Below are 24812 nucleotides of genomic sequence, written 5' to 3'. Positions count from 1 at the left end.
CTTGCTGGATTTTCCATTATGTCGAGGCCATAGGGCAGGGAGACCAGTGCGGCGGTTTTGGATGTCAGATGAGGTTGTGCCACAGACTTGATGGGTTCTCAGGTCTCTTGGCCGGTCAGGGTTTTTTGCACCATCGCCATACGCTCCAGACTTTGATTGCCTCCGAAATAATCACTAACACAGCCATTAACACCAAATTGTAGTTAGGGACAAGCTGAGCCCCTACCAGCAAAGGCGAAACAGAAGGCACAATAAAAGCCAATCGCAAGGGTGTTTGAAGGTAAGTAACCCACCTCACCTGTTTACATCCAAGAAAGAACAGTAGGCACGAGATCACAATGGAAACTTGCAGCAGCATGGCAAAGCCGAACATGTATAACTGCACAACGCTATGATCACGCAGTACCCATAAAGCACTTTCAACATCGCTTAAATAAGGAATCCTTGCCTGTATTGCGCTGGCCACCGCATAACGAATCAGATATAGGGCATCCATGGCTCCCCAAAACCAAAAAACATGCTTGCGCGTCATTCTCCTGCCTCCTTGTATTCGTAGAACACGTCCGGTGTTACAGGCTGCCAATGCCACGACTTACCACCCACCTGCCAGTTGTCATCGCCCTCCATATAACGTTGTTTTATATGCCGCAGCTCTCCATATCGACGCTCAACTGATCGGTGAGTAAGTTGATCATCTCGACAATCAAGCCTTACCCACCGTTGAGTCATAACTCTCGTAGTGTTCGCGAGATCTTTTCCATCCGAGAGAAATACCCTCCCCTCATCCCCTGCTGAAACCAACCGATTAGCGGCGAGGATCACGGCATTTTGAATTCCATCGTAATCGATGCTTACTTTCTCCCATTTACCAGGCCCAACATACAGTCGGCGCCCCATTAGGTGTCCATACTTGACGCGACATTCGCGACTTAAGGGGAGAAAGGGATAGTCCATCACAAACAACCACTCACCGGCTCCTAGTTTATCCAAAACCCGCCGCTGGTCTTTTTCAGCGGAGCAGCAAGCGGAAGAAAGACCGCACTCATTGAGCAATTTACTCAACCCGGGCAGCGCATACGGGGCGCGAAAAAACTCTCGCACTTTTATTCCCGAAAAATAGGGGCTCTCGATCTTTGTGAGTTCATAACTTTCAATTTCTTCGCGTGGGACCAGGCGTTTCATGTTGCGTCCAGAGCAGGGAGTTAGCGCCTGTTAATAACGACTCCCACACACCGGCCACTATCGTCCACTTCCCTTTAGTCGATAGGAAGTTTCCCAATTTCACGTAGAGCACTCCCCACCTCCTCCTCAATAAACTCAAACACCTCCTCCGACACGCTGTACTGAAACGGCTTGCGCCGGTGCTTGGAAACCTTGCCGTCGTTATCCAGGCACATCATCACCAACCTCGACAAATCACTGCCGCGCACGTCAAAGCGTTGATTCACGGCCTTGATCACCCGGTCATAACGGTCGAGAAATTCGGTTTCCTCGCGCAGTTCCACTTCCAGGGCGCGGCGGGCCATTTGCAGGGTGAATTCGACGCAGCAGGTGGCGTCCCAGTAGCGGTAGATCGAGGGGTGGCCGATGAAGTCGAAGGGCGTGATTCTGGTCACGGGTTTAATCATCGCGACGCGGTGGAGCGCAATGACTTTTAAATCCAGCGATTCGCAGAGATGGGCATATCCCAGCTTTTTTGCCTCTCACCATTTTTTACATTATCGTGTTTCCACAAAGTTTTTTTACACCCCTCGCCCACCCCGCAACATCAGATTCAACTCATCCACCACCTCCGCCCAATCCGCGTCCTCCAGAATCTCCTCGCGCAGAAACGCCTTCTGGCTGTCCGTCCAAAAAAATGCATCCGCCAGCTTCAGGTCCGGCTTGAGCGGCGAGTGAACAGCCACGAACTTGTCAATGCTGACCGCGTCATCCGGCAGGCCGAGTTGTTTGAACAAGGCAGGCAAGTTATGCACAGGCGATTCCATGGTGGGCTCCTGAATAGAGAAAGGTTCGGGTGAGTCTAGCGGCAGCCTTCGGGAAGCGCCGACGGCACATTGCACAGCACGAACAACCGCGCCCTGGCCCCACCGCCGTCCTGGCGACTGAGCTCGCGCCAGCCCTCGGGCAATGGCGCGAAATCGTCCGGCGCTTCGTTGCTGCTGATCAGCCACACACGGCGGGTGTCGGCTGGCAGTGCCGACAGGCGGTCGAGGTAGATGCGCCCGCCGTCCTGGTCCACCAGGGTGCCGAAGCCGTAGGCATTCGGCCGGGTTGACGTGCCATCGGGCTTGGGCGGGGTGTAGAGCTGCAGTTGGGCGTCGGTCTGGTCGTAGTAGACGTAGCTGAGATACCACAGCATGTCGCTGAGGACGATGCGGTCATCTTCCTGGTAATTGCGATTGACGAACTCCACCGGCACGTTGAATTGGTCGTGCTCATTCACGATGAAATTGTTTTTGAGGCCCACCAGCTCCACACAGACAAACAGCACAAAAAAAGCCGCCCCCAGCCATGACAGGCGTGCTGGCAGGCGCTCAATAGCCAGGGCGAGGAGGATCGGCAAAGCCAGGGCATATACCGTGAGATAGCGCTCGATAAACACCGGCGAGATAAACGAGACCGCGTAGACCAACAGCAGCGGCAACAGGAAGAACAGCGTCAGCAGGCTCGCCGGCTGATAACGCTCTTGATCACGCCAGGCGGTTATTACGACCACCGCAATCAGCAGCAACGGAAAAACCCAGAACACCAACGGCCAGAAATCCAGGCCCTCGTCCTGCATCACAAATTGCCACACCATCGACGGCACGGACAGCAGGCTGACCGGGTCCTCCCACCCAATATCGCCGCCCACCTTAAGCTGATCAACGTGCTGCACCAGCTCCAGCAGGTTCGGCAACCAGGGCAGATACATCAGCACAATCGCAACGTTGACCGCCCACCAAGCCGGGCGCGTGATCAGCCGCTCACCGGAGCGGCTCAACAGCCCCAGATACGCCCAGTGCACCAGCACACACAGCGCCGTGAAGTAATGGGTGTAGAAACCCGCGCTCATCAGCAACCCATACACCACCAGGTAGCGCGCGCGCTCGGGCTGGCGCACCCAGTACACCAGCGCCAGCGTCGCGCCCAGCAACCACACGCCGAGCAAGGAGTACATACGCACTTCCTGGCTGTAGCGCACCGCCGTGGGCAGCAGCGCCAGCAGCACGCCCGCCAGCACAGCAGCACGGCGGGTGGACAGTTGCCGCGTCAGCCAGATGCCCAGGCCCACGACGATGACACCGGGGATGGCGCTCATGCCACGAATCGACCAGATGCTGTCGCCAAACAGCTCGATCCAGCCGCGCAGCAGGAAAAAATACAGCGGCGGGTGCACGTCATGGGCCGCGTGGAACCACAGGTCGCCCACGGCATATTCACTGAGCAGGAGGCTCGAACCTTCGTCCCCCCAGATCGCCGCCGAGGTGAGGTGGTAGAAACGCAGGGCCATGGCCAAGGCCAGGATCGGCACCCACCATAGGCGACTGATCTTACCGGCGTTGTCCCAGGTGAGACGGGTGAATGAGGGCAGCGCCCCAACTTTCTCGTTTTGCTCTACCACAGACCGACGCACCCTGATTCCCCTGCCCTGCTTGCCTAAGCGCAAACACCGCCACTCTAGGTCAAAAGCCCCTCGTTCGCTTCTGGAATCGGACAAATCAGCAATTTGTGTAGGGCTTCACCGAAGCACTGGTCGGATCAAGCTATCATTGCCCTCCTCCAAGGACTCAGGATCAAGGACACGTCATGCGCATCGGTTTTCTGTCACCCCTGGCACTGGCCCTGCTGGCCGGTATTTCCCTACCGGCCCAGGCCAGTTCCGATGACTCGTGCTACCCGGATTGGCGGGTGTCGCGTGACCGCCTCGACGCCTGCAGCAACCTTCCCTTTCTCAACCCAGGCAACGACAGTCGGGTCAACCTGCGCCTGTTGCTGGCTGACAAAAAAGCCGAGCCGCTGACGCCGAAGGCTTTGACCGAAGACGATCTGAGCCAGGGTTTCGGCCCGGTGCCGTTTCCGGTGTATCGCCTCGCTGCCGCTTCCAGCGCAGAAACTGAAGCCGATTCGGACGACTCGCCCACCGCCGAGCTCGACACCCTGCTGACCTCTCTGGGCATTAAGCGAAACGAGTACACGACTGCCGGCGAGGCCTACCTCGAAGGCGAGGGCAGCCGCTGTCGCAGCAACGACGATGACAGCGCCACTGCGTTTATCAGCCAGGTGGTGCAAGCCGACATGCCAACCGCAGAACGCCAGCTGCTGGCGAAGGCCCGGTTGGAACTGCTCATCACCTGCACCTGGGACGGCCCGGTGATCGCCGAACCGATCGAGTCGTCCAATGGCCGCATGCTGCGCACGTATCTGCAAGCGGCCGCCGACTTTTACAGCGGACGTTTCAGCGAGGCCAAGCGCGGTTTTGCCGCCGCCAGCGGCAGCGAACTGCCCTGGTTGAAGGAAACCGCGCAGTACATGAGCGCCCGCACCTTGCTGAACCAGGCGCAGGCCGAAGCATTCGACGAATACGGGATGCCGCAGCTTGCGCGTGTGGACAAGTCTGCACTGGGCCAGGCCAAAGATGGCTTTGTTGGCTATCTGGAGACTTATCCACAGGGTCGTTACGTTGCCTCCGCCCGAGGCCTGCTGCGCCGCGTGTACTGGCTGGCGGACGACAACATCCAGCTCGCCGACGCGTATGCCTGGGCGATGACACAGGCGTCGGATGCACAGCGCAATGTATCGGTGGATGAACTGATCGAAGAGGCCGACCTCAAGCTGTTGATGGTCAACAGCGAGACGGTCGCGACGCCGATGATCCAGTTGGTCAGCGACCTGATGGTGATGCGCGGCGGCGATCAGCCGGCGCTCTCCCGAACAGACCTGGAGAAACAGAAAGTCGCTTTTGCCAGCGCCCCCGAGCTGTACGACTACTTGCTGGCCGTGAGTGCCCTGTACATCGAGCATCAACCGGACACCGCCTTGAAGCACTTGCCTCAGGACATTCCGTCGAACCTGAATTACTTCGCCTTCAGCCAGCAGACCCTGCGCGGCTTGGCGCTGGAAGACAAACAGGACTGGAAAGGCGCCGAAGCCCTGTGGCTGAAACTGCTCGATCAGGCCAAATTGCCGCTGCAACGCGACCAACTGGAACTGGCCCTGGCGATGAACTACGAGCGCAGCGGCCAACTGGCCAAGGTGTTCGCCAGCGACTCGCCGATCAACGCCAAGCCGGTGCGTTACATCCTGCTGCGCAACGTCGCCGGGCCTGAGTTGCTGCGCCAACAGATCGCCCAGGCCAGCGACCCGCTGGAGCGCCAGACCGCGCAGTTCGTGCTGCTTTATAAAGACCTGCTGCGCAGCCAGTACGCCACGTTCGCCGAGGACCTCAAGCAACTGCCGGCTTCGCCCCCGGAAGACAAATTGGGCACCAGCCTTGGCTACGTCTATAGCGGCGGCCAGAGCTTGAAGCTGTTCCAGTGGAACGGCGACAAGGCCGAATCCGGCTATGCCTGCCCGAGCATCGCGCAGACCGCTGCGACCTTGCAGACCGATGCGAAAAACCCACAAGCGCTGAACTGCTTCGGCGAATTCATCCTGCGTAACGGCCTGGACGGCATGCCGTTGGAACAGGCCCGCGCCGCCGGCAGCCTGGGCAGCACCGCGTCGGACTTCAAGGGCGAAACCTTCTCGCGCCTCGACGGTTACAAGCAGGTGATCGCCGATGCCAAGGCGCCAAAGAACGACAAAGCCTACGCGCTGTTCCGCGCCATCAACTGCTACGCGCCGGCCGGCTATAACAGCTGCGGCGGCCAGGACGTTGAACCGGCGGTGCGCAAAGCCTGGTTCCGCCAACTCAAGTCCGGCTTTGGCGACACCCAGTGGGGCAAATCCCTGCAGTACTACTGGTGAAATACCTGTGGCTAGGCTTGCTGCTGCTGGCAAGCCCGGCCTTCGCGGCCGTCGACGCTCGCGACTATGACGCCTTCTGGCTGTGGAGCGGCGTCACGCCCCAGCCGGTACTCAAACAGGCCAAGACCCTGTACATCCTCCAGGGCCAGATCAACTCAACCCGCCGCGCGCCCCAACGCGGCGTGCAATTTATCGCCCAGGGCATCAGCGTGCCGCGCATCACCCAAGGCGAAGTCTGGGTGGTCTACCGCGCCCACACCCTGCACTGGCCGGAACGCGTCTACACCCAACTGCTCGGCCAGGTGCAACGCTGGCGCGACGCGGGCAACCCGGTGGTCGGCATCCAGATCGACTTCGACGCCCGCACCCAATACCTGCACGAATACGCCGCCTTTCTGCGCGACCTACGCCAGCGCCTGCCCGCCGACCTACGCCTGAGCATCACCGGCCTGATGGACTGGAGCAGCAACGCAGACCCAGCCGCCATCGCCCAGCTCAAGGGCGTGGTGGATGAAGTGGTGGTGCAAACGTATCAAGGCCGCCACAGCATCCCGGATTACGCGGCGTATTTGCCACGTATGAATCGGCTGGGGCTGCCGTTCAAGGTCGGATTGATCCAGGGTGGGGACTGGGAGGAACCGGGGTATTTGCAGGGGAGTGAATGGTTTCGGGGGTATGTGGTGTTTTTGCAGAATCGCTGATCATCCTTGACATCGGTATTGAAGCCGTGCAAGAAAGTGTCCTCTGTCCGCGGACAGAGGACACTTAAGTTTGGAGCCCCATGAAAAGTCAAGACGTACTTATCTTGTTCAAACTCATAAGCCTGGAATTGCAGGCCAGGGGGGAGCGCGTGAAAAAACGCGAGTTCTCCGTGATGCAAGATTCGGAAGGGGCGGTCATTTCGACCATCAAGCAATTTTTTGAAAATGAAAACGACATACAAGCCACTACTGTAAATAGCGCTTACAAACAATGCCCACTGGATCGCCCTTAGATTTTTATCTATCCCCCTAATAGCAGCCCAGGGCATCGACAATGTCGCACTTCAGATGAGGGAATACATCTCCAAAATTGTCGATGTATATAGCTGTGCAGGGTATTTGTATGTCTGTTGTTTCGGAAGAGTTAGAAACGACTACCCCAGCACGCCTCGCAGCGCCTTCAGGGGTCTCGCCATCATAATCACTATAAAGGCTATAAACATAAGGACCAATAGAAAACTTAATCCTTTTGTAATCGATCTGATAGCGAGTGAAGTGATTCGACTTGAATGATTTAAAGTCAAAGCTGGAATTAGGAAACACAAGCTCTTTGTGTACCTCTCGGCCAAAGCGATATTGAATTCCGGTCATTTCCCCGTCTACGTATTCCGGGCATAGTGCTAAGTTTTTTCCGCCGCGCACTTGGCACTGAAATAACGCCTTTTCATTATCGCAAATATTTTCCTGCGCAGCCAAAATCAAGCCAGCCCAGAGCATTGCAGAAAAAAAGGTTGCTCCCTTGACCCCGAAATCAGATAGATTTGAGTGCATTATAGTTTTCCCTCATCTTTTCGTCATACCCCTCTTGGGCAGGGCCGTTATATCTAAGTGCAAATTTTAACCAGTCCTTTTGAACAATCGCAGAAGACAGAACAGCATCGGACTTTATAAAGCTCACAAATGCTTTTAAATGATTTTTCTCAGAGCGATTGAGGTCCCGCACGAAATCCTCAACTGAAGCGTAGCCAGCGCTTGAAAAATTTTTCACCATAATTTGAAATCGCCCCCATGACGCTGACTTTAGTGCTGCGCTTGGACTCAGTCGGTAGGCTCGGACCATTTTCCCGTACTGTACCGAGTAGGCTCCATAGCCGCCTCTTGTGCGAGATGATATATCGGGATCTGATCCATCAAATCGCCCACCTGTCAATTGATGGAAGTAGTGTCGTTCAAACAATATAGTTGTAACCTTGTCATCACCACCCCTCGCAAAGTAACTACCTGAAGAACCTGTCTCTGTAAGTGCCACCGCCTTGACGGCTTCGACCTCACACCCGAGCGTGGCCGCTGCCGTGACATAATCAACATCTTCAATTACCGAGTCATCATATAAATCCAAGAAACCGAGTTCTATTTTAACTCCACTTATAAAAATTTCTGGATGCTGCTTTGCTCTACTAAATCGGTTCGTAAACCCCACCGGATGCAAGTGATAAACCTGCCCATCCACCGGTAATCCAACGCCCTGCGCCACCTCATTCCACCAACTGATCTCCCTGACCCGCTCCTTCTCCGCCACCCAGTTTAAAAGTGGAGTCGAGCCGCTATGCCCCACTACATCGTCCAGTGCGTCCCACTTATGGGGTTCGTGGCGCCACTCGCTTTCGTAGTGGATGATCAGTTGCGACAGCGACTGCGCGTGCGCCGGTAGAGCAATCGCCGCCTGCAACTCTTCAGCCGTCACCACTCCATCACGGTCTCGATCGATGATGTCGTAAAGGCGATTCTTCATACGCCCGTTATCCGACTTATCGGCCAAGTTACTGTAGCGTTCGAGTTGCTGCTGACTGAAACGACCCACCGCTCGAAAAAAGGATGCCAGGGTTTGCCGAGGCGAGTCATAGTTGAAGACGACGTCGTAACCCTCCCACGACCACGGACTGAACCACGGCGTGACACCCACTTCTTCACGCACCCAACCATCGAGTAATGGGTCACTTGTAGTAATGGATTGCTCTTGCTCTTGAAGGGGTGGCTCCAGTTTTTCAGTGGAGTCAGTGCGCCGTCACGGGACTGCGCAAACGGTTGAGACGGAGCCGGGGACGTCTGCCGCGCCGGAGGGGCCGACACGTAAATCGGCTCTTCCCTAACAGGGCTGAAGAGATCAAATAGACGAGAAACAAATTCGCCATGGTGCTTCACTCGATGTCTGCAATAGGGCTACCCAGAGACATCCATAAGTCCCTGGATTGGCGAAGTCACAGAGAGTAAAGAGTTGCTATCCGTGGCGAATGTCGGAAGGTTCGCTTTATAAAGACAGGCACTTCCCTAAGTGTCGAGCGCTGTGGATGTCAGCACTCAACGTGGATTATTCGGTACTTGATTGGAGCCTCCTACACGCAAACGCTTACTCTCGTTGGAGTCACAAAAAGCTCCTACAACAAATTATTTTCGGCGGTGTGCAGCGGATACACCGACTCCCAGCCCCCACCCAACGCCTTGTACAACCCGACCATGGCCAACGACACGCCGGTAGAACTCTCCACCCACTGCTCCTGCGTCGCCAGCAATGCGCTCTGCACGGTGAGCACGTTGACGAAGTCCGCTACGCCTTCCACGTACTGATGCTGCGCGGTTGTCAGGGCGATCTGGTTCTGGCGCACGGCTTCGGCGAGGCTGTCGCGGCGCAGTTGGCTGGCGTTGTAGCGGGTCAGTTGGTCGTCGATTTCATGCCAGGCGCGCAGCACGGTTTGCTGGTAGGCCAGGGCCGCTTCCTGTTGCTGGGCTTCGCGCAGATTCAGCATGCCTTGCAAGCGCCCGCCATTGAACAGCGGCAGGCTGAACTGAGGGCCGAAGGCGAAGGCTCGTGAGCCCCAGGAGCCAAGATCCGACAGCTGCATGGCCTGGGAGCCGAGGCTGCCGGACAGGGTGATACGCGGGTAGAAATCACCTTTGGCCACACCGATGTTGGCGGTGGCCGCGTGCAAACGGGCTTCGGCCTGACGGATATCCGGGCGGCGTTCGGCAAGCTGCGACGGCAGGCCGATGGCAACTTGGCGCTGGGTCTGCGGTACGGCGGCGTCCTTGGACAACTGCGCGTGCAGGGCTTGTGGCGGCTCGCCCATCAGCAGGCTCAGGGCGTTGATCAGCCGATCCTGGCGTTGCTGCAAATCCGGCAAGCGCGCTTCGATGGCGGCGACTTGGGCAGCGGCTTCGGCCACGTCCAGATCAGTCGCTACGCCGTCGGCCAGGCGCAGTTGCGAGAGCTTGAGGCTGTGGCGCGCAACGTCGAGGTTTTGCTCGGTGACGGCACGGGTGTTTTGCACGCCGCGCAGTTGGATGTAGTCCTGGGCGGTCTCGGCCAGCACCGACAACAGCACGGCGCGACGGTCGTTTTCGGCGACTTGCAGGGTGGCGTCGGCGGCTTCGGTTTCGCGTTTGACGCGGCCCCAGAAGTCCAGCTCCCAGGACGCGGAGAAGCCCGCGTCCCACTGGTTGAAGGCGGAACGCCCGTTTTCGCCGGATGGGTCGCTCAAGCCTTTGCCGCTGTTGCGTTTGCGCTGGTAAGCACCTGAGGCTTCGACATTGGGATAGCGCTCGGCGGTCGTCACTTGGCGCACGGCGCGGCTTTGTTCCAGGCGGCTGCTGGCCAGTTTCAGGTCAAGGTTATCGGTGAGGGCGCGGCGCGTGAGGGCCGAGAGTTGTGCGTCGTGGAACACGTCCCACCAGCGCTCCTGGAGTGGGTCGCTGATGGCGCGGCTGTCGGCTTGGCGGCCTTGGGGCTCGTTCCATTGCGCCACTTGAGGGCTTTGCGGGCGCTGGAAATCCGGGCCGACGGTGCAGGCGCTCAGGCTGATGAGACTCAGGGTGAGCCAGGCAAGGCGTTTCATTGCTGCGCCACCTCACGTTGAACGGCAACAGGTTGGGTGTCGACGCTCGCCTCCACGGACATACCGACGCGCAGGCGCTCGGTCAGCGGCTGGTTGGGTTCCAGCACAATTTTGACCGGAATGCGCTGCACCACCTTGGTGAAGTTGCCCGTGGCGTTGTCCGGTTTGACCGAGGCGAAGGTCACCCCAGTCGCCGGAGCGAGGCTCTCCAGATGACCGTTGAGCAACTCGCCGTCGAGGCTGTCGACCCGCACCTGCACGGCTTGGCCGGCATGCATGTGAGAGAGCTGGGTTTCCTGGAAGTTGGCCACCACGTAGGCCTCGGCCAACGGCACCACGGCGAGGATCTTGCTGCCCGGCGTCACATAGGCGCCGACGCGCACGGCGCGCTCGCCGACCATGCCATCGACCGGCGCCACGATGCGCGTGTAGGACAGCTGATAGCTGGCCATTTCCAGCGCGGCCTGGGCGCGCTTGAGCCCGCCTTCGGCGGCATCGCGCTGGGCGGTGAGAATCTCCACCTGCTTGCGCTCGGCTGCCAGCACTGCTGTGGCATTGGCCAGGCGTGCGGTGGCCTGGTCGATGCGGGTCTTGGCTTGCTGGGCGTTTTGCACCGTGCCGGCGCCCACGCCGGCGAGGTGGTTGTAGCGGTTCAGTTCGTGTTCGGCGAAGGCCACTTCGGCGCGGTCCGCGGCGACGGTGGCCTGGGCTTGGGCGATCACCGAACTTTGCCGTTCCAGGGTCGCGGTGGCGTTTTTCAGTTGAGCCTGGGCGACCAAGGTGTCGGCATCAGCGGCCTGGGCGGCGGCGCGAAAATCGCGGTCGTCGATCAGCGCCAGCAGTTGTCCGGCCTTGACCCGCTGGTTGTCCTCCACCAGCACTTCCTTGATAAAACCCGCCACGCGCGGGGCGACCAAGGTGAAGTCAGCGGCGACGAACGCGTCGTTGGTGCTTTGGTGCTTACTGCCCAACAAGCCAGGCGCGACCAGGTACACCAGCACACCGACGGCAAATATGGTGATGACGGAGACGGCCACTTTGTCTTTGCGTTTCATGAAAATTCCTTTTGGCTAGGTCGGTGCGCGAGGCGGAAAGATCCGCGTGGGCATCCAGAAAATCAGCAGGATCAACGCCACGGCGACGCCGCCCATGACGTAATAAAGATCCGAAGACGTGAGCACTACGGCCTGCTCGTGCAACCGATGGGCGAGGCCCGGCGCGTTGCCGTCGGCCAGGGGCGAATTGCCCAGGCGATCCACCAGCATGGTCGAGTGAAAGTGCAGGCGCTGGGTGGTCAACGTGTCCAACACGCCGGTGGCAACCACGGCGGAAAGGCCTTTGACGGTGTTGAACCAGGCCGAGGCAAACGGGCCGTCCTGTGGCTGAATACTGCCGGTGGACAGCATCAGCAGCGGCAACACAGCCATGGGCTGTCCGAAGATTTGCAGCAGGTACAGGCCGTAGAAATCGTCGCGAATCCATTGCGAGGTGAGGTGTGCGCTGCCGATGCAGCACAGCACCAGCATGCTCAGGCCGATCCCCAGCACCCAGCGGCAATCGACCCAGCGCAGGTTGCACAGTGCAGCCACCAGCGGCAGCGCGATCAACTGCGGCAGTGCCATCAGCAGCATCACCGGCGCGGTTTGCAGCGGTCGATAGCCTTGGACCTGGGCGAGGAAACTCGACGGGATGATGATCACCGAGGTCAGCACCATCAGCACGCCCGCCAGTACGATCAGGGCAAACGACAAATTGCGCAGACCGAGCATCTGCAACTTGAAAAACGGCATCGGGTGCGACCACTCATTGAGCATGAACAGCACCAGCAACACGCTGCCGCCACTCAGCAAACAGGTGATCAGGCCCGACTCGAACCAGTCCAGGCGATTGCCTTGCAGGATGCCGATCACCAGCATGCAGATCGCCGGGAAGCCCAGCAGCAGGCCGCGCCAGTTGAACTGCTTGAAGCGCTCCAGGCGCAGCGGGTCCTGGGGCAAGCCGTAGGCCACGGCGGCCATCGCCAGCAGGCACGGCGCGACGATCTGCCAGAACGCCCACTGCCAGCCGACGTATTCGGTCCACAGCGCCGCCAGTGGTGTGCCGAGGCTCGGGCCGAAGGTGGCGGTGAGTGCATAGCCGGCCAAACCATACAGCTTGACGTTGGCCGGCAGGAAACGCAGCGCCACGGTCATCAGCATCGGCGGCAACGCGCCACCGGCCAGGCCTTGCACGGTGCGCAGCAGCAATAGGCTTTCGTAGTTCGGTGCGAACGGGCACAGGATGCCAAGCACGGTGAACAGGCCAATGGCGCACAGGGTGAAACGGCGCAGGGAAAACGTCACCGCGCACCAGGGCGCAAAGGCCATCGCCGCGACCGAGGTGGCGGTGTAGGCCGCGACCAGCCAGGTGCCTTCGTCAAACCCGATGTACAGCGCACCACGGATATCGGCGAGGGCCACCTTGGTGACCATCTCGTTAAGGCCGGACACCAGCACCGCCAGCAACACCCCGACCAGGCCGATGATGATGCGCGCGCCGAACACGGGCGGGGTGAGGGCGCTGGGTTTGGCTGCGGCCGCGAGGGTGGGGGCAGCGAGGGAAGTCATGAACAGGTAACTCGGAATGGTAAATACCCGAGCAGTTTAATCAGGCAAAACCATGACAAAAAGTTACTTATCGGCAGCTTATAAGTGCGTCAGGCGCAATCCTTGATTTACTACAGACCCCTCCCACATTTGCCCTGTGTACGCTTGAGATTCAGGTCGGCTGGGCTTCCAGCCACGTGGCGTGGCAGCTCTCGCGCATGGTTTCGCGCAGCCATTTGTGCGCCGGGTCCTTGTCGAAACGCGGGTGCCAGGATTGGGCCAACACCAGAGTCGGCAAGGAGATCGGCAGCGGGAAGGCGCGCAGGGGCAGCTTCAGGCGGTTGGCGCTGTAGAGCGCTTCCTTGGGCACCGGCAGGATCAGGTCGGAGTCGGGCAGCATGAACATCGCGCCGTGAAACCCTGGGGCGATCATCGCCACGCGGCGCTCCAGGCCCTGGGCATTCAGCGCGGTATCGATCGGCCCCCGGGCGATGCCGCGCCGCGAGATGCTGATATGGGAGTAGCTGGCGAAACGTGCCGCGGTGATCTCCTCGTCGAACAACGGGTGGTCCTGCCGCGCCAGGCCGACGAAGGTGGTGGAGAACAGGTTCTGCACCTTGACCTCAGGGCTTGCCGGCTGGGTGTTGCTCACGCGCAAATCCAGGCGCCCTTCGCGCAGGGCTTCGTCGTCGGTGTCGCCTTCGGGCACGAAACACAGCTCGCACAATGGGGCCACGCGCTCCATGGTGTCGAACAGACGACCGCCATACACACCGATGAAAAAGTCATTGGCGCGCACGCTGAAGCGGCGGCGCAGCGTGCTCAGGTCTACCTGGTCAGCCGAGCGAAACAGCAGCGCGGCCTGCTCCACCACGTTGCGCACCTGGCCCTGTAACTGCAATGCCTTGGGCGTTGGCACCAGGCCGCGCCCGGCACGCACCAGGATCGGGTCGCCCACCGCTTCGCGAATGCGCGTGAGGGTGCGGCTCATGGCCGCCGGGCTGAGGTTCATCCGCCGGGCGGCGCCGACCACACTGCCCTCGTCGAGCAAGGCGTCGAGGGCGACCAGCAGGTTCATGTCCGGTAGTTGCATGCCAAGCACTCATGATCAGAGGGGAGTGAACTGGGCGCAATCGTAGCAGGGATAGGTGGATCAGCGCTGCATGCCCCAACGCTTCACGGTGAGCCGCTCGAAGGTGTCAAACACCAGGTTCTCCACCAGCAGGCCGATCAGGATCACCACCGCTAACCCGGCAAACACCTTGTCGGTGTACAGCTCGTTGCGGTTCTGGAAGATGTACCAACCCAGCCCGCCCTTGCCGCTGGTGGCGCCGAACACCAACTCGGCGGCGATCAGTGTGCGCCAGGCAAATGCCCAGCCGATTTTCAGGCCGGCGAGGATCGACGGCAGCGCGGCCGGGATCAGGATAAACAGCACAAAGCGCATGCCCTTCAGACCATAGTTGCGACCGGCCATGCGCAGCGTCTCGGACACGCCGAGAAACCCTGAATAGGTGTTGAGCGCCAGCGCCCACAACACCGAATGCACCAGCACGAAAATCAGGCTGTTCTGGCCCAGGCCGAACCACAGCAGCGCCAGCGGCAATAACGCAATGGCTGGCAGCGGGTTGAACATCGAGGTCAGGGTGCTCAACAGGTCGCGGCCCAATTGGGTCGACACGGCCAAGGTGGTCAGGGCAAACGCCAGCACAATGCCGATCAGGTAACCCTTGATCAGCACCACCAGCGAGATGCTCACCTTGCTCAGCAATTCGCCGCTGAGCAGGCCGTCGTACAACGCGGCGGACGTCTGCAGAAAGCTCGGCAGCAGCAGGTCGTTGTTCTGGTAGCGCGCCACGGCTTCCCAGAGGATCGCGAGCACAATCAGGATCAGGCCCTTGCGCAGCCAGCCTTGTTGCCACAGGCGTTGGCGCAGGGGCAATTCGCGCTCCACGGGGACACTGAGCAGCGGTTCGAGGATGACTTCATATTCCTGGCGCATGGGTTGCCCTCTTAGTAAGCGATGCGGATGTCGGCAAAACCCAACTCGGGTTCCGCGGCGCTGGTTTCATCGAACAGCAAGCGATGAATCCGTCGCGCCGACGCCTGGAAGTCAACACCGCCCAGGCTGTGCAGGTCGTATTGATGGCTGTGGATTTCTGCGCGTACGCGCCCCGGATGGGGGGACAGCAACAGGATGCGATTACCCACCACCAGTGCTTCTTCGATGGAGTGGGTGACGAACAACAGGGTGAAGCGCACCTCTGCCCAGAGCAGCAGCAATTCTTCCTGCATCTTGCGCCGGGTGAGGGCATCGAGGGCGGCGAAGGGCTCGTCCATCAACAGGATTTTCGGCTGCATGGCCAGGGCACGGGCGATGGCCACGCGGGCCTTCATGCCGCCGGATAACGTGTGGGGGTAGGCGTCGGCGAAGGCACTCAGGCCGACTTTGTCGAGATAGTGCAGGGCGCGTTCTTCAGCTTCGCGGCGCTTGAGGGTCTTGGACGCCAGCAGCGGGAACATTACGTTTTGCTTGACGGTTTTCCACGGCGGCAGTTGGTCGAATTCCTGAAACACCACGATGCGGTCCGGGCCCGGTTGCTCGACCTTTTGCCCCAGCAAACGAATCTCGCCCTCGCAAGGTTTGATAAACCCGGCGATGGACTTGAGCAAGGTGGATTTGCCGCAGCCCGAAGGGCCGAGCAGCACGTAGCGGTCAGCCGGGTCGATCTCGAAACTGACCTGATGGGTGGCCCGCACCACGCGCTCGGGGGTGCGGTATTCGAGGCTGACGTTATCCACCGCCAGCAACGGCTCGGCGGTGTGCAGGTTGCTGGCCGTGTGGCCTTGCAGGGGCGCGTTCATCTCAGCTTCCTTGCAGGGGCTTGGCGTCCTGGAAGAAGTAGTCCTTCCACGATTCAGGCTTGTTTTTAATGGCGCCGACGCGGTAGAGGAATTCCGCCAGCGGGTAAGTATTTTTCGGCGTGACGCTGAATTCGAACTGCGGGTTGTCGATGATCTTGAGCAGCTCGGCGCGGTCGATCTTAGCCTTGGTCACGCGGATGTAGGTGTCGGCGGCGGCGCCTTTGTCGTTCTGGGCGAATTGTGCGGCTTCGGTCAATGCCTCGACGAACGCCTTGTAGGTTTTCGGGTTGTCATTGCGGAATTTTTCGGTGGCGAACAACACCGTCGGTGAGTTGGGGCCGAGCAGGTCATAGGTGTTCAACACCACATGCACATTGGGGTTGGCCAGGGCCTGATCCTGGAATGGCGGGTTGGAAAAGTGCCCGGTCAGCTCGGTACCGCCAGCGATCAACGCGGCGGTGGCGTCAGGGTGCGGGACGGCGACGGTGTACTTGTCGAGGCGATTGAATTCCTTATCGCCCCACTGCTTGGCGGCGGCATATTGCAGGAAGCGCGACTGCACCGAAACGCCCACCGCAGGCACGGCGATGCGGTCCTGGTCGGTGAAGTCGGCAATGGTCTTGACCTTGGGATTGTTGCTGACCAGGTAGTACGGGAAGTTGCCCAGTGACGCTACGGCCTTGACGTTCTGCTTGCCGTGGGTGCGATCCCAGATGGTCAGCAGTGGGCCGACGCCGGCACCGGCGATGTCGATGGAGCCGGAAAGCAGCGCATCGTTGACTGCCGCGCCACCGGAGAGTTGGGTCCAGTCGACCTTGATGTCGATACCTTCCTGCTTGCCGTATTTCTCGATGAGATTCTGGTCGCGCACTACATTGAGCAGCAGGTAAACGATGCCGAATTGCTCGGCGATGCGGATCTCTCCTTCCGCCTGGGCAACCGCCGGCGCTACCAGGCTGCCGGCCAGCAGGCTGATACCCAGCCCAACGGTGGCGGCCAATCGTGCAAATGGAATATTCCTGGACATGGTCATGCTCCGAATCAGAAAGGCGCGTCGCCCTGGATGGTGGTGCGAAACAGCTTGCGGCGCAGATGGCTCGGGCAACCGGCGGCGAGGTGGATCAACGAGCGGTTGTCCCAGAACACCAGGTCGTGGGGCTGCCATTGGTGGCGATAGATGTTCTGCGCCAGCACGCTGTGGGCGTAGAGCTGGGTGAGCAGGTCGCGGCTTTCGTCTTCGGGCAGGCCGACGATGCGGGTGGTGAAGCCTTCACTGACGAACAGCGCCTTGCGACCGTTTTCCGGGTGAGTGCGCACAATCGGGTGCACCACTTCTGCGACCTGCGCCAACTGCTCGGGGGTGAGCGTGGGGCGCCAGTTGCCTTCGAATTTGGTCTCGCTGTAGCGCGCGGTATAGGAATGTGCGGCGCTGCGGCCAGCGACCGCTTTGCGCAGATGCTCGGGCAGTTGGTCCCAGGCTTTGTGCATGTCGGCGAATAAGGTGTCGCCGCCTTCGCAGGGCAGCTCCTGGGCATGCAGCATCGAGCCAAGGCTCGGCAGTTCTTTATAAGACAGGTCCGAATGCCAGAATTTTCCCGCGTCGCCCAGGCCGATGGATTGGCCGTTTTCGATGATGTTGGAGACGATCAGGATTTCCGGGTGGTTGGCCAGCAGGAACTGTTTGAGCACGTGGATCTGCAACACGCCAAAGCGACGGCTGAAGGCAATCTGTTGTTCGGGGGTGATACGTTGGTCGCGAAAGACCACTACATGGTGATCCAGGTGCGCACGGTGGATACGGGCGAAATCCTGGTCATTGACTGGCCGGGACAGGTCCAGGCCAATAACCTCGGCGCCGACGCTGCCGGGCAGCGGGCGAATCTCGAACGTTTGGGCGGTAGGGATCGCTGTTGGAACAGTAGAGGTGGCAGACATGAGTTCACTCCCGGTCAGACAGGAGAGTGACTTTATAGATATAAGAACGGCAATTTAAATACCGTTAGAGAATATCTATATGCGGGAATGTCGCAGCATGCCAATGCCGTGTAAGACCCCGCAAGACCCAGACGTGGGCCGTCTGAACAGCATGTTGAAACGCTTACAAGCCGAAACCGTGGCCGTTTGACAAGCCTATGGGCAGCCTCTAGTGTGCATTGGATCCAATTAGCCACCACTTTTCCAATAAGGAGGATAGCGTAACCGTGACGCAGAAGCCGAACCCTTTGAACAGCATCAAGATCAGCGGGCCTATTCCCGCCCATCTTGCTCGCTCCGTGATTGAAGAAACCCTGCGCAATGCCATCCTCGACGGCCGATTGCCCTGCGGGACCGCCATGCGCCAGCAAGAGCTGGCCAGCCTGTTCGGGGTCAGCCGCATGCCGGTGCGTGAAGCCTTGCGCCAGCTGGAGGCGCAGTCACTGTTGCATGTGGTCACCCACAAAGGCGCCGTGGTTGCACCGCTGATCGAAGACAATTCAGCTGAGACCTATGAGCTGCGTATGTTGCTGGAGTCTGAGGCGCTGCGCCTGTCGATTCCCTTGCTGACCGAAGCTGATATCGCCGAGGCAGACACCTTCATCTGTGCCCTGGAACAGGAAAAAGACTACGCCGAGATTGGTCGCCTTAATCGCCTGTTTCACATGACGCTGTATGGCAAGGCGCCCAACCAGCGACTACTCAAATTGGTAGAGCACGGGCTGAATGAGGAAGAGCGCTTCCTGCGTTTCAACCTTGAAGCAATGGGGCTGGGGGAGACATCCCAGGAAGATCACCGTGAACTGCTGAACCTCGTGGCGCACAAACACGTCGCTGAAAGCATCCTGACGTTACGCAATCACTTGATGCGCGGGATGGAGGTGATCACCACCTACCTGAATGGCCTGGAGGCCGACGCCAGGTAATTCATTCAGCAGAACCTCGCTCTCCCGCCTTGCCCATCAAGAGCTGCGGGTCACTGCCCATTGGACAGAGGCCCGCACTGAAGAAACTTCCGACTTCAATAACGCAACTAACTGACGGCACATATTATTTAGAAAAACTTCTAACATATTTGTATGCTCGCCAAATTGTTTAACCCGCCTATTATCTTTTATTACTAAACCAGGCCACTCACTCAGCGCCTCACGCGCGCGGGCGGCCTTCCTAGCCATGCCTGGTTTACATCTACTTATCTTTTTGCCAATCACAAAAGCCCATCGCTGTTTCTACAGCAGACGCAATAATTTATAGGCATCAACCATGCATCAACCGTTACTGGAACAAAAAAAACTGCAGTTATACAGCCATCCGTTATTTGCGGAAATAACTTCACTTAGCAAGTTACGACACTTTATGGAAGGCCATGTTTTCGCTGTTTGGGACTTCATGACACTCACCAAACGCCTGCAACAGGACCTGACCGGCACTCACTTGCCCTGGCTGCCACCCTGCGACCCGCAAGCTGCACGCCTGATCAATGAAATAGTGCTGAGCGAAGAGTCAGACACGCATCCCCGTGGAGGCCATTGCAGCCACTTCGAGCTGTACCTGGAAGCCATGGCCGAGGTCGGCGCCAGCACCTCTGCAATCAACCGTTTCGTTGCGTTCCTGCGTCAAGGCGCGACGGCAGATATGGCCTTGCACGAGGTTGCGCCGCCTGCCGGGGTGGCCCGTTTTGTCAGGGCAACGTTATGCGTCGCGGTAAACGCGCCCACGCACTGTGTGGCGGCTGCGTTTCTGTACGGCCGCGAGCGTGTCATCCCCGCAATGTTCGAGCGCATCCTGCAAGCGGATGCGTCGATCCTGCATCAAGCGCCTACCTTGTGCGGCTATCTCAAGCGCCACATCGAACTGGATACACAGGATCATGGCCCGGCGGCGGAGCAACTGCTCGCACGTCTCCTCAGTGCAGATCCAGCGTATGCCCAACAAGCCGGGGATACAGCCCTCGCCGCCATGCAAAGTCGCATCGACTTATGGGACGAGTTGCGGGTCTCGTTGCAAGGGGTACGCCCATGAACACTGCCAATTACCCCGCCATTGCCGAAGATTGGGAGCGCCGCGCAACCGTTCGCACACGCCCTCGCCGCCTGCTGGAAAACGATGACAAGTTGATCTACCCCTTGTGCCGCCAGCCATTGGTACTCAGCACAGCCTTTGTTCAACATTGCCCGCAGTGGCGCGACTTCGTGCTGGTGCAAAGCTTTTACAAATTCATCAATGACGTGGTCATCTTCGAGACTGAAATCGTCGATAAAACTGCCCGCAGCATAGCCAAGAATCGCTTCTCGCTGCCCTTCCCCCTCGCCTGCCGCGTTGACGCGATGACCGTTGTGGTGGACGAGGACTATCACGCGCTGGTTGCACTGGATTTTCTGCAACAGACGGTGGCCATGACGGGCATACAACCGCTGGACCTGCCCGGGCAAATCGAGTTGAGCCGCGCGCTGCCGGCGGCACAAGCCCTGGCACCCGCTCACCTGAGCGATGCGGTGGAGTTGATTGGCGTGGCCATCGCCGAAAACACCGTCACCCAGGATGTAGCAGCGTTTTCCAAGGACAACAGTGTCAAAGCGTCGGTTCGCGGCTTGATGGCCGACCACTTGTTTGACGAAGGTCGCCACGCGCAATTCTGGACGCGGCTGGTGCGCATTTATTGGCAGGCCGCGAGTGCCGATGACCGCGACAGCATCGCTCAAGTGCTGCCGACGTTCCTGGCGCATTACCTGACCAACGACCTGCAGAAGAACTTCGACCTGCATCTGGTTGATCATCTGGACATCAATGACAAAGTACGCAATGCACTGCGCGATGAGGTCATGGCACTGGCGTTCCCCATCAGCCGCCATCACCCATTGATGGGCAATATCATGACCTTCCTTCAGCACAGCGGTTTATTGCAGACACCCAGTGTTGCGCAGGCGTTGAACGACTACCTGCCAGCGTCCGGGAGGCCCACATGAGGCGACTGAACATTGGCTGGAGCGGCGCCAGCAGCGCTTTGAACGATATCCGGCAAGTGCTTGAGCAATACGGGCATATCTCAAGCGACGACGCCCTCGACCTGTTGATTGACGATGGCAGCCAACCACCGCCGATCCACGCTGACCAAACCCCACGGATACGCCTGCGCGTGGGCATTGGTCCGGTCGTCGACGGCGGGCTGCCCCAGCTGCAAGTGCGCGCTTATGCGCACGACTGGCGGACAGTTGCCGTACTGCACATCGCCGACGAGCCCAGTGGGAACGGTCACCGGCTGCGCCAGCAGGCGATGAGTGCGCTGGTCGAATGGGTCGTGCTGCACGTCAGTGGCTTCGCCCGCGATCCAGGGTACTTTTCTGCAACCGCAGTTGCCAATGAGTGGCCCGAGCAGGACTTGCGAGCCCTGGAGGCGCTGGCGTTTCTTCATCGATTCAACCGTACGGCAGACCTCACGTTGATGCAGGAAGCGCGGGTGTCGCCAATCGAACAACTGCAGGCCAGCCTGCACACCTTCGCCGAACGCCCGGCGCTGAACATCGCCGGCAGCCAGGTGACCTACCGTCAATTGCATCGCCACGCCCTGGCGATCCAGCAACGATTGCTGCCCTTGCTGGACACCGCAGACGCGCCGCCGGTGGTGGGTGTGTACCTGGAAAAATCCACTGAGTTATACGCCAGTATTCTCGCAGTGCTGGGCTGTGGCGCGGTGTACATGCCGCTCGGCACCGAGCAGCCCGCTCAACGCCATCACGTCATGCTCGAAAGCGCGGGGGCTCGCGTATTGCTGGACGCCGGTCAGCATCCATTGCGGGGGCGTTTTGTGTCAGTGGATGTGCGCAGTGTCGCTCCCCTCGACGCCGACATCACACGCCCGTTGATACACCAACGCCCGCACCCAGATGCCCCCTGCATCGTGCTTTATACATCGGGCACCACCGGCCAGCCCAAGGGCGTGCTGCTCAGCCAATACAACCTGGCGCACTTCACGGCGTGGTTCAAGCGCTGCATGGGTTTGGACGCGCAGAGCCGCGTCCTGCAGTTCTCGCCGTTGAGCTTCGATTCGTCGCTGATCGATATTTTCCCTGCCTTGATAGCCGGTGCCGAGTTGGTCGTCCCAAGCGAAGAGCAACGGCGCGATCCTCACCAACTGCTTGAAATGCTCCACCAGCACTGTGTCACCCACGCCTTTCTGCCGCCCGCCCTGCTCAACATCCTGCCGCCCGACGCCTGGTTGGGACTAACGCACCTGCTGACGGGAGGCGATGCCTGCGAACCTCATGTGATCGAGCGACTGGCGGGGCAATGTCAGTTTCACAACCTCTACGGCCCTACAGAGGCGACGGTATTGGTCACCCATCGGGTGATGCAGGTCGGCGACAGCAACCGCAGCCTTGGCCTGCCCATTGCCAATAGCCAGGTGCTGATCCTTGATGCCGACCTGCAACCGGTGGATGAACAGGTGATGGGCGAGGTGTACATCATCGGCCCTGGGGTAAGCCTGGGATATGTGAACGAACCGCAACAAGCGGCCAGCGCTTTCGTCGAACTGACAGTGCCCGGTGGCCGGAACCTGCAGGCCTACCGCAGCGGCGACCTGGCCAAGTGGACCACCGAGGGCATTGTGCTGGGTGGGCGATGCGACGATCAGGTGAAGATCCGTGGCTTTCGGATTGAGCCTCAGGAAATTGAGCAATGCCTGCGCAACAGCCGGTTGTATCGCCAGGTGGCGGTAGTTATCGATGGTGAAAACAGAATCCGATGTTTTGTCGCCCAGCCTGAACCGGGTGCTACGGTGGCAGGCCTGCAGCAATATGTGCGGCTGTGGCTGCCGGATTACATGCAGCCCGACGGTTGGGTCGAGTTGGCGGGTATGCCGTACACCTGCAATGGAAAAGTCGACCGTAAAACCCTGTTGGCGCTACCGTTTGAGCCCCCTTTGCGGCCTTCTCCTTGCACTGCATGCACCGCGTTTCAAACGCGGTTAAGCAGCCTGTGGGGCGAGTTGCTGGCGTTGCCCGTTGATCGGCTGTCCATGGATGACAGCTTCTTCGATCTAGGCGGTCATTCAATGTTGCTGTCGATGCTGATGCTGCGTGTTCGCGAGCAATTCGGCGGTGGTTTCACGCTAGGTCACTTCCTGGAAGTACCGACGATCCGTACCCTCGCAACCCTGCTGGAGAACGGTGAACGGCCCGATGCTCCCTTTGCTCAGGCGATTCGGGATGCCCAGCGGAAGTGGGTGATCAACACGCTGACACAAGACCGTGCGGGGGATCCCCGCAAAGTGATCGTGACGGGGGCCAACAGTTTCGTCGGCAGCCATATCGTCGAAGCCTTACTGGCCGGCGGTGCAACCCAGGTTGCCTGCCTGGTACGCGAGGAGCCGGGGAATACCGCGATGGCACGGTTTACCGAGGCGTTGCGCGAGTACCGCCTGGCACACCTGGACCTGAGCCGGGTGCACGTCTTCGCGGCCGATATCAGCCAGCCGCAATTGGGCTTGAGCCGTGAGGTGTACGACGCCCTTGCAGAGGATTTCGGCGCACTGGTGCACAACGCGGCACGGGTCAACCACGTACTGGACTACCTCTCACTGGCGAGGGACAACGTCGACCCCATATTCGAATGCCTGCGTTTATGTGAAACACGCAGCAAAAAAGTCTTCAATTTTGTCTCGACACTGTCGGCCTCCAGCAGCATCAATTCGCGGGGACATGTGCTGGAAACGCCTGCGGCGGCCACATTGCCGCTGTACATCAAGAACGGCTACAACCTGTCCAAGTGGGTTGCCGAGCGACAGCTGGGAGGCGCACTCGCCCAAGGTGCCTGGGTGAATATCTATCGTCCCGGGAATATCAGTTTCAACAGCCGCAACGGTGTCTGCCAGCCGCAAAAAAACCGCCTGATGTTGATGCTCAAGGGGTCTCTGCAACTGGGCTTGCTGCCGCATTTGGATTTGAACTTCGATTTGATGCCTGTGGATTTTCTGGCGCGCTTCATGGCGTTCCACTGCGGCCGCTTTGAGGCCGACAGAAACGTGTTCAACCTGCATAACCCACAACCCTTGAGTTGGGAGCGCTACCTGGATGCATTCAGCCAGGCAGGCCACCCCTTCGAACGAGTGAGCATTGCGCAATGGCAGCAGGCGTTACGAACGGTGGGACCGGACAACGCACTGTTTGGCGTACTTGGGTTCTACCTTGATCGCCTGGATGAGGACATCGGCGATACTTCGACGATTCGCCACGACAACGCGCGGCACGGTGTTCAGCAGATGGGGGAGTCCTACCCCGAAAAAGATTCGGTGCTGTTGAGCAAAGGCTGTAACTACCTCAAGGCCATCGGCTTTCTTTGAAACGCCTCAGGACAACCTCATGAAACCGCTGCAACCTGATACGTTAATCCGCAACCCGAACGGCGTGCCGATCGTCGCCTGCGTCGTGGTCGATTGCCCTGCCAGCCACCTCTGGAACGCGGTGGGTCAGTTCGGGGGCTTCGATGCATTCATTCCTGCCCTGACGCATATCGAAATGACCGGCGCCGGTCTGGGCGCGTTGCGCACGAAGTTTTTCCACGATGGCAACCTCGTGGTGGAACAGCTCAATAGCCGGGATGAGCATGCGATGCGCATGACCTGGACCACGATCTACAACACCCTGGGCGTGGCCAGGTTGTGGGCGGCAATCAACGTAGAAGCACTTGGAGAACAGTGCTCCAAGGTAACCTGGACCGTTATTGCCGAGCCCGAAGACAAGGGGCAGGAGGGATTTGAACAGTTTGTGCAGGGGTTCGTCGACAGCGCCCTGGAGAATGTCCGCCGCTTGCTGGCAAAGCGATAGGAGCGAAATCGCTCGCTCCTA

The 24812-nt window shown here is 59.4% G+C and carries 22 protein-coding genes and 1 pseudogene; 8 read left to right on the top strand and 15 right to left on the bottom strand.

The window, feature by feature from the left end; genetic code table 11:
* Positions 1–115 precede the first annotated feature (115 nt).
* The 5 genes and pseudogenes from AB3G88_RS00730 to AB3G88_RS00710 form a co-directional block, all read right to left on the bottom strand.
* Entirely contained in the window at positions 116–532 is a 417-nt protein-coding gene (locus tag AB3G88_RS00730; protein WP_480452774.1) for a hypothetical protein, read from the bottom strand.
* A complete protein-coding gene (locus AB3G88_RS00725; protein WP_480452772.1) occupies positions 529–1182 on the bottom strand; it encodes a hypothetical protein in 654 nt (217 codons plus the stop codon). Before AB3G88_RS00725 ends, AB3G88_RS00730 begins: the two co-directional genes overlap by 4 nt.
* Before the next feature lie 74 nt (positions 1183–1256).
* Positions 1257–1598 (bottom strand): annotated as a pseudogene (locus AB3G88_RS00720) (Fic family protein); the annotation flags it as partial.
* A 144-nt stretch (positions 1599–1742) separates the two neighbouring features.
* A complete protein-coding gene (locus tag AB3G88_RS00715) occupies positions 1743–1988 on the bottom strand; it encodes a DUF2789 domain-containing protein (protein WP_191947089.1) in 246 nt (81 codons plus the stop codon).
* Positions 1989–2023: 35 nt separating this feature from the next.
* Complete coding sequence (locus tag AB3G88_RS00710; protein ID WP_480452769.1) at positions 2024–3619, bottom strand: glycosyltransferase family 39 protein; 1596 nt, start codon at positions 3617–3619, stop codon at positions 2024–2026.
* A gap of 173 nt (positions 3620–3792) precedes the next feature.
* On the opposite strand from AB3G88_RS00710, the gene AB3G88_RS00705 reads away from it, so the two are divergent.
* From AB3G88_RS00705 to AB3G88_RS00695, 3 genes are all read left to right on the top strand, one after another.
* Positions 3793–5952, top strand: a complete 2160-nt coding sequence (locus AB3G88_RS00705; RefSeq protein WP_480452767.1) for a PA5441 family protein — start codon at positions 3793–3795, stop codon at positions 5950–5952.
* Positions 5949–6653: a DUF3142 domain-containing protein gene (locus tag AB3G88_RS00700; protein WP_158878566.1), complete on the top strand. Its 705-nt coding sequence runs from the start codon at positions 5949–5951 to the stop codon at positions 6651–6653. The genes AB3G88_RS00705 and AB3G88_RS00700 overlap by 4 nt, the downstream gene beginning before the upstream one ends.
* A gap of 80 nt (positions 6654–6733) precedes the next feature.
* Positions 6734–6946 (top strand): hypothetical protein, encoded by a 213-nt coding sequence (locus AB3G88_RS00695; RefSeq protein ID WP_191947093.1) that lies wholly within the window; start codon positions 6734–6736, stop codon positions 6944–6946.
* Between the two features lie 16 nt (positions 6947–6962).
* On the opposite strand, the gene AB3G88_RS00690 is transcribed toward AB3G88_RS00695, so the two are convergent.
* The 10 genes from AB3G88_RS00690 to AB3G88_RS00645 all read right to left on the bottom strand — a co-directional run bounded on the left by AB3G88_RS00690 (position 6963) and on the right by AB3G88_RS00645 (position 17928).
* Entirely contained in the window at positions 6963–7484 is a 522-nt protein-coding gene (locus tag AB3G88_RS00690; RefSeq protein WP_400526079.1) for a hypothetical protein, read from the bottom strand.
* A complete protein-coding gene (locus AB3G88_RS00685; protein ID WP_480452763.1) occupies positions 7465–8628 on the bottom strand; it encodes an N-acetylmuramidase family protein in 1164 nt (387 codons plus the stop codon). The genes AB3G88_RS00690 and AB3G88_RS00685 overlap by 20 nt, the downstream gene beginning before the upstream one ends.
* A gap of 460 nt (positions 8629–9088) precedes the next feature.
* Positions 9089–10543, bottom strand: coding sequence for an efflux transporter outer membrane subunit (locus tag AB3G88_RS00680; protein ID WP_480452761.1), 1455 nt, complete (start codon positions 10541–10543; stop codon positions 9089–9091).
* The gene (locus AB3G88_RS00675; protein ID WP_099584308.1) at positions 10540–11598 is read right to left on the bottom strand and encodes an HlyD family secretion protein; all 1059 of its coding nucleotides are present in this window, start codon (positions 11596–11598) and stop codon (positions 10540–10542) included. Before AB3G88_RS00675 ends, AB3G88_RS00680 begins: the two co-directional genes overlap by 4 nt.
* A 15-nt stretch (positions 11599–11613) precedes the next feature.
* Positions 11614–13149, bottom strand: a complete 1536-nt coding sequence (locus AB3G88_RS00670; RefSeq protein WP_099584444.1) for an MFS transporter — start codon at positions 13147–13149, stop codon at positions 11614–11616.
* Between the two features lie 151 nt (positions 13150–13300).
* Positions 13301–14221, bottom strand: a complete 921-nt coding sequence (locus AB3G88_RS00665; protein WP_099584307.1) for a LysR family transcriptional regulator — start codon at positions 14219–14221, stop codon at positions 13301–13303.
* A gap of 60 nt (positions 14222–14281) precedes the next feature.
* Positions 14282–15130 (bottom strand): ABC transporter permease, encoded by an 849-nt coding sequence (locus tag AB3G88_RS00660; RefSeq protein WP_480452758.1) that lies wholly within the window; start codon positions 15128–15130, stop codon positions 14282–14284.
* A gap of 11 nt (positions 15131–15141) precedes the next feature.
* Entirely contained in the window at positions 15142–15993 is an 852-nt protein-coding gene (locus AB3G88_RS00655) for an ABC transporter ATP-binding protein (RefSeq protein ID WP_099584305.1), read from the bottom strand.
* 1 nt (position 15994) lies between these two features.
* Positions 15995–17020 carry an ABC transporter substrate-binding protein gene (locus AB3G88_RS00650; RefSeq protein ID WP_112192882.1) on the bottom strand — a complete coding sequence of 342 codons (1026 nt, stop codon included), beginning with the start codon at positions 17018–17020 and terminating at the stop codon, positions 15995–15997.
* A gap of 14 nt (positions 17021–17034) precedes the next feature.
* On the bottom strand, positions 17035–17928 hold the full coding sequence (locus AB3G88_RS00645; RefSeq protein WP_191947098.1) for a TauD/TfdA dioxygenase family protein: 894 nt from the start codon (positions 17926–17928) through the stop codon (positions 17035–17037).
* Positions 17929–18194: 266 nt separating this feature from the next.
* Between AB3G88_RS00645 and AB3G88_RS00640 the strand changes: the two genes are divergently transcribed.
* The 5 genes from AB3G88_RS00640 (at position 18195) to AB3G88_RS00620 (ending at position 24791) form a co-directional block, all read left to right on the top strand.
* Entirely contained in the window at positions 18195–18893 is a 699-nt protein-coding gene (locus AB3G88_RS00640; RefSeq protein WP_099584302.1) for a GntR family transcriptional regulator, read from the top strand.
* A 337-nt stretch (positions 18894–19230) separates the two neighbouring features.
* Entirely contained in the window at positions 19231–19989 is a 759-nt protein-coding gene (locus tag AB3G88_RS00635) for a DUF3050 domain-containing protein (RefSeq protein WP_480452755.1), read from the top strand.
* The gene (locus tag AB3G88_RS00630; RefSeq protein ID WP_099584300.1) at positions 19986–20933 is read left to right on the top strand and encodes a diiron oxygenase; all 948 of its coding nucleotides are present in this window, start codon (positions 19986–19988) and stop codon (positions 20931–20933) included. The genes AB3G88_RS00635 and AB3G88_RS00630 overlap by 4 nt, the downstream gene beginning before the upstream one ends.
* A complete protein-coding gene (locus tag AB3G88_RS00625; protein WP_480452753.1) occupies positions 20930–24307 on the top strand; it encodes an amino acid adenylation domain-containing protein in 3378 nt (1125 codons plus the stop codon). The genes AB3G88_RS00630 and AB3G88_RS00625 overlap by 4 nt, the downstream gene beginning before the upstream one ends.
* A gap of 19 nt (positions 24308–24326) precedes the next feature.
* On the top strand, positions 24327–24791 hold the full coding sequence (locus AB3G88_RS00620; protein WP_480452751.1) for an SRPBCC family protein: 465 nt from the start codon (positions 24327–24329) through the stop codon (positions 24789–24791).
* Positions 24792–24812 lie beyond the last annotated feature (21 nt).

Source organism: Pseudomonas arvensis (assembly GCF_056688935.1).
Note: the sequence above shows the minus strand (reverse complement) of the source record. Positions and strands in the feature narration are given on the sequence as shown.

Coding starts and splice junctions, on each gene's coding strand:
- AB3G88_RS00705 (WP_480452767.1), top strand. CDS start 3,793: ATGCGCATCGGTTTTCTGTCACCCCTGGCACTGGCCCTGCTGGCCGGT.
- AB3G88_RS00645 (WP_191947098.1), bottom strand. CDS start 17,928: ATGTCTGCCACCTCTACTGTTCCAACAGCGATCCCTACCGCCCAAACG.
- AB3G88_RS00620 (WP_480452751.1), top strand. CDS start 24,327: ATGAAACCGCTGCAACCTGATACGTTAATCCGCAACCCGAACGGCGTG.
- AB3G88_RS00655 (WP_099584305.1), bottom strand. CDS start 15,993: ATGAACGCGCCCCTGCAAGGCCACACGGCCAGCAACCTGCACACCGCC.
- AB3G88_RS00695 (WP_191947093.1), top strand. CDS start 6,734: ATGAAAAGTCAAGACGTACTTATCTTGTTCAAACTCATAAGCCTGGAA.
- AB3G88_RS00670 (WP_099584444.1), bottom strand. CDS start 13,149: ATGACTTCCCTCGCTGCCCCCACCCTCGCGGCCGCAGCCAAACCCAGC.
- AB3G88_RS00730 (WP_480452774.1), bottom strand. CDS start 532: ATGACGCGCAAGCATGTTTTTTGGTTTTGGGGAGCCATGGATGCCCTA.
- AB3G88_RS00715 (WP_191947089.1), bottom strand. CDS start 1,988: ATGGAATCGCCTGTGCATAACTTGCCTGCCTTGTTCAAACAACTCGGC.
- AB3G88_RS00650 (WP_112192882.1), bottom strand. CDS start 17,020: ATGTCCAGGAATATTCCATTTGCACGATTGGCCGCCACCGTTGGGCTG.
- AB3G88_RS00625 (WP_480452753.1), top strand. CDS start 20,930: ATGAGGCGACTGAACATTGGCTGGAGCGGCGCCAGCAGCGCTTTGAAC.
- AB3G88_RS00690 (WP_400526079.1), bottom strand. CDS start 7,484: ATGCACTCAAATCTATCTGATTTCGGGGTCAAGGGAGCAACCTTTTTT.
- AB3G88_RS00680 (WP_480452761.1), bottom strand. CDS start 10,543: ATGAAACGCCTTGCCTGGCTCACCCTGAGTCTCATCAGCCTGAGCGCC.
- AB3G88_RS00675 (WP_099584308.1), bottom strand. CDS start 11,598: ATGAAACGCAAAGACAAAGTGGCCGTCTCCGTCATCACCATATTTGCC.
- AB3G88_RS00635 (WP_480452755.1), top strand. CDS start 19,231: ATGCATCAACCGTTACTGGAACAAAAAAAACTGCAGTTATACAGCCAT.
- AB3G88_RS00630 (WP_099584300.1), top strand. CDS start 19,986: ATGAACACTGCCAATTACCCCGCCATTGCCGAAGATTGGGAGCGCCGC.
- AB3G88_RS00660 (WP_480452758.1), bottom strand. CDS start 15,130: ATGCGCCAGGAATATGAAGTCATCCTCGAACCGCTGCTCAGTGTCCCC.
- AB3G88_RS00725 (WP_480452772.1), bottom strand. CDS start 1,182: ATGAAACGCCTGGTCCCACGCGAAGAAATTGAAAGTTATGAACTCACA.
- AB3G88_RS00665 (WP_099584307.1), bottom strand. CDS start 14,221: ATGCAACTACCGGACATGAACCTGCTGGTCGCCCTCGACGCCTTGCTC.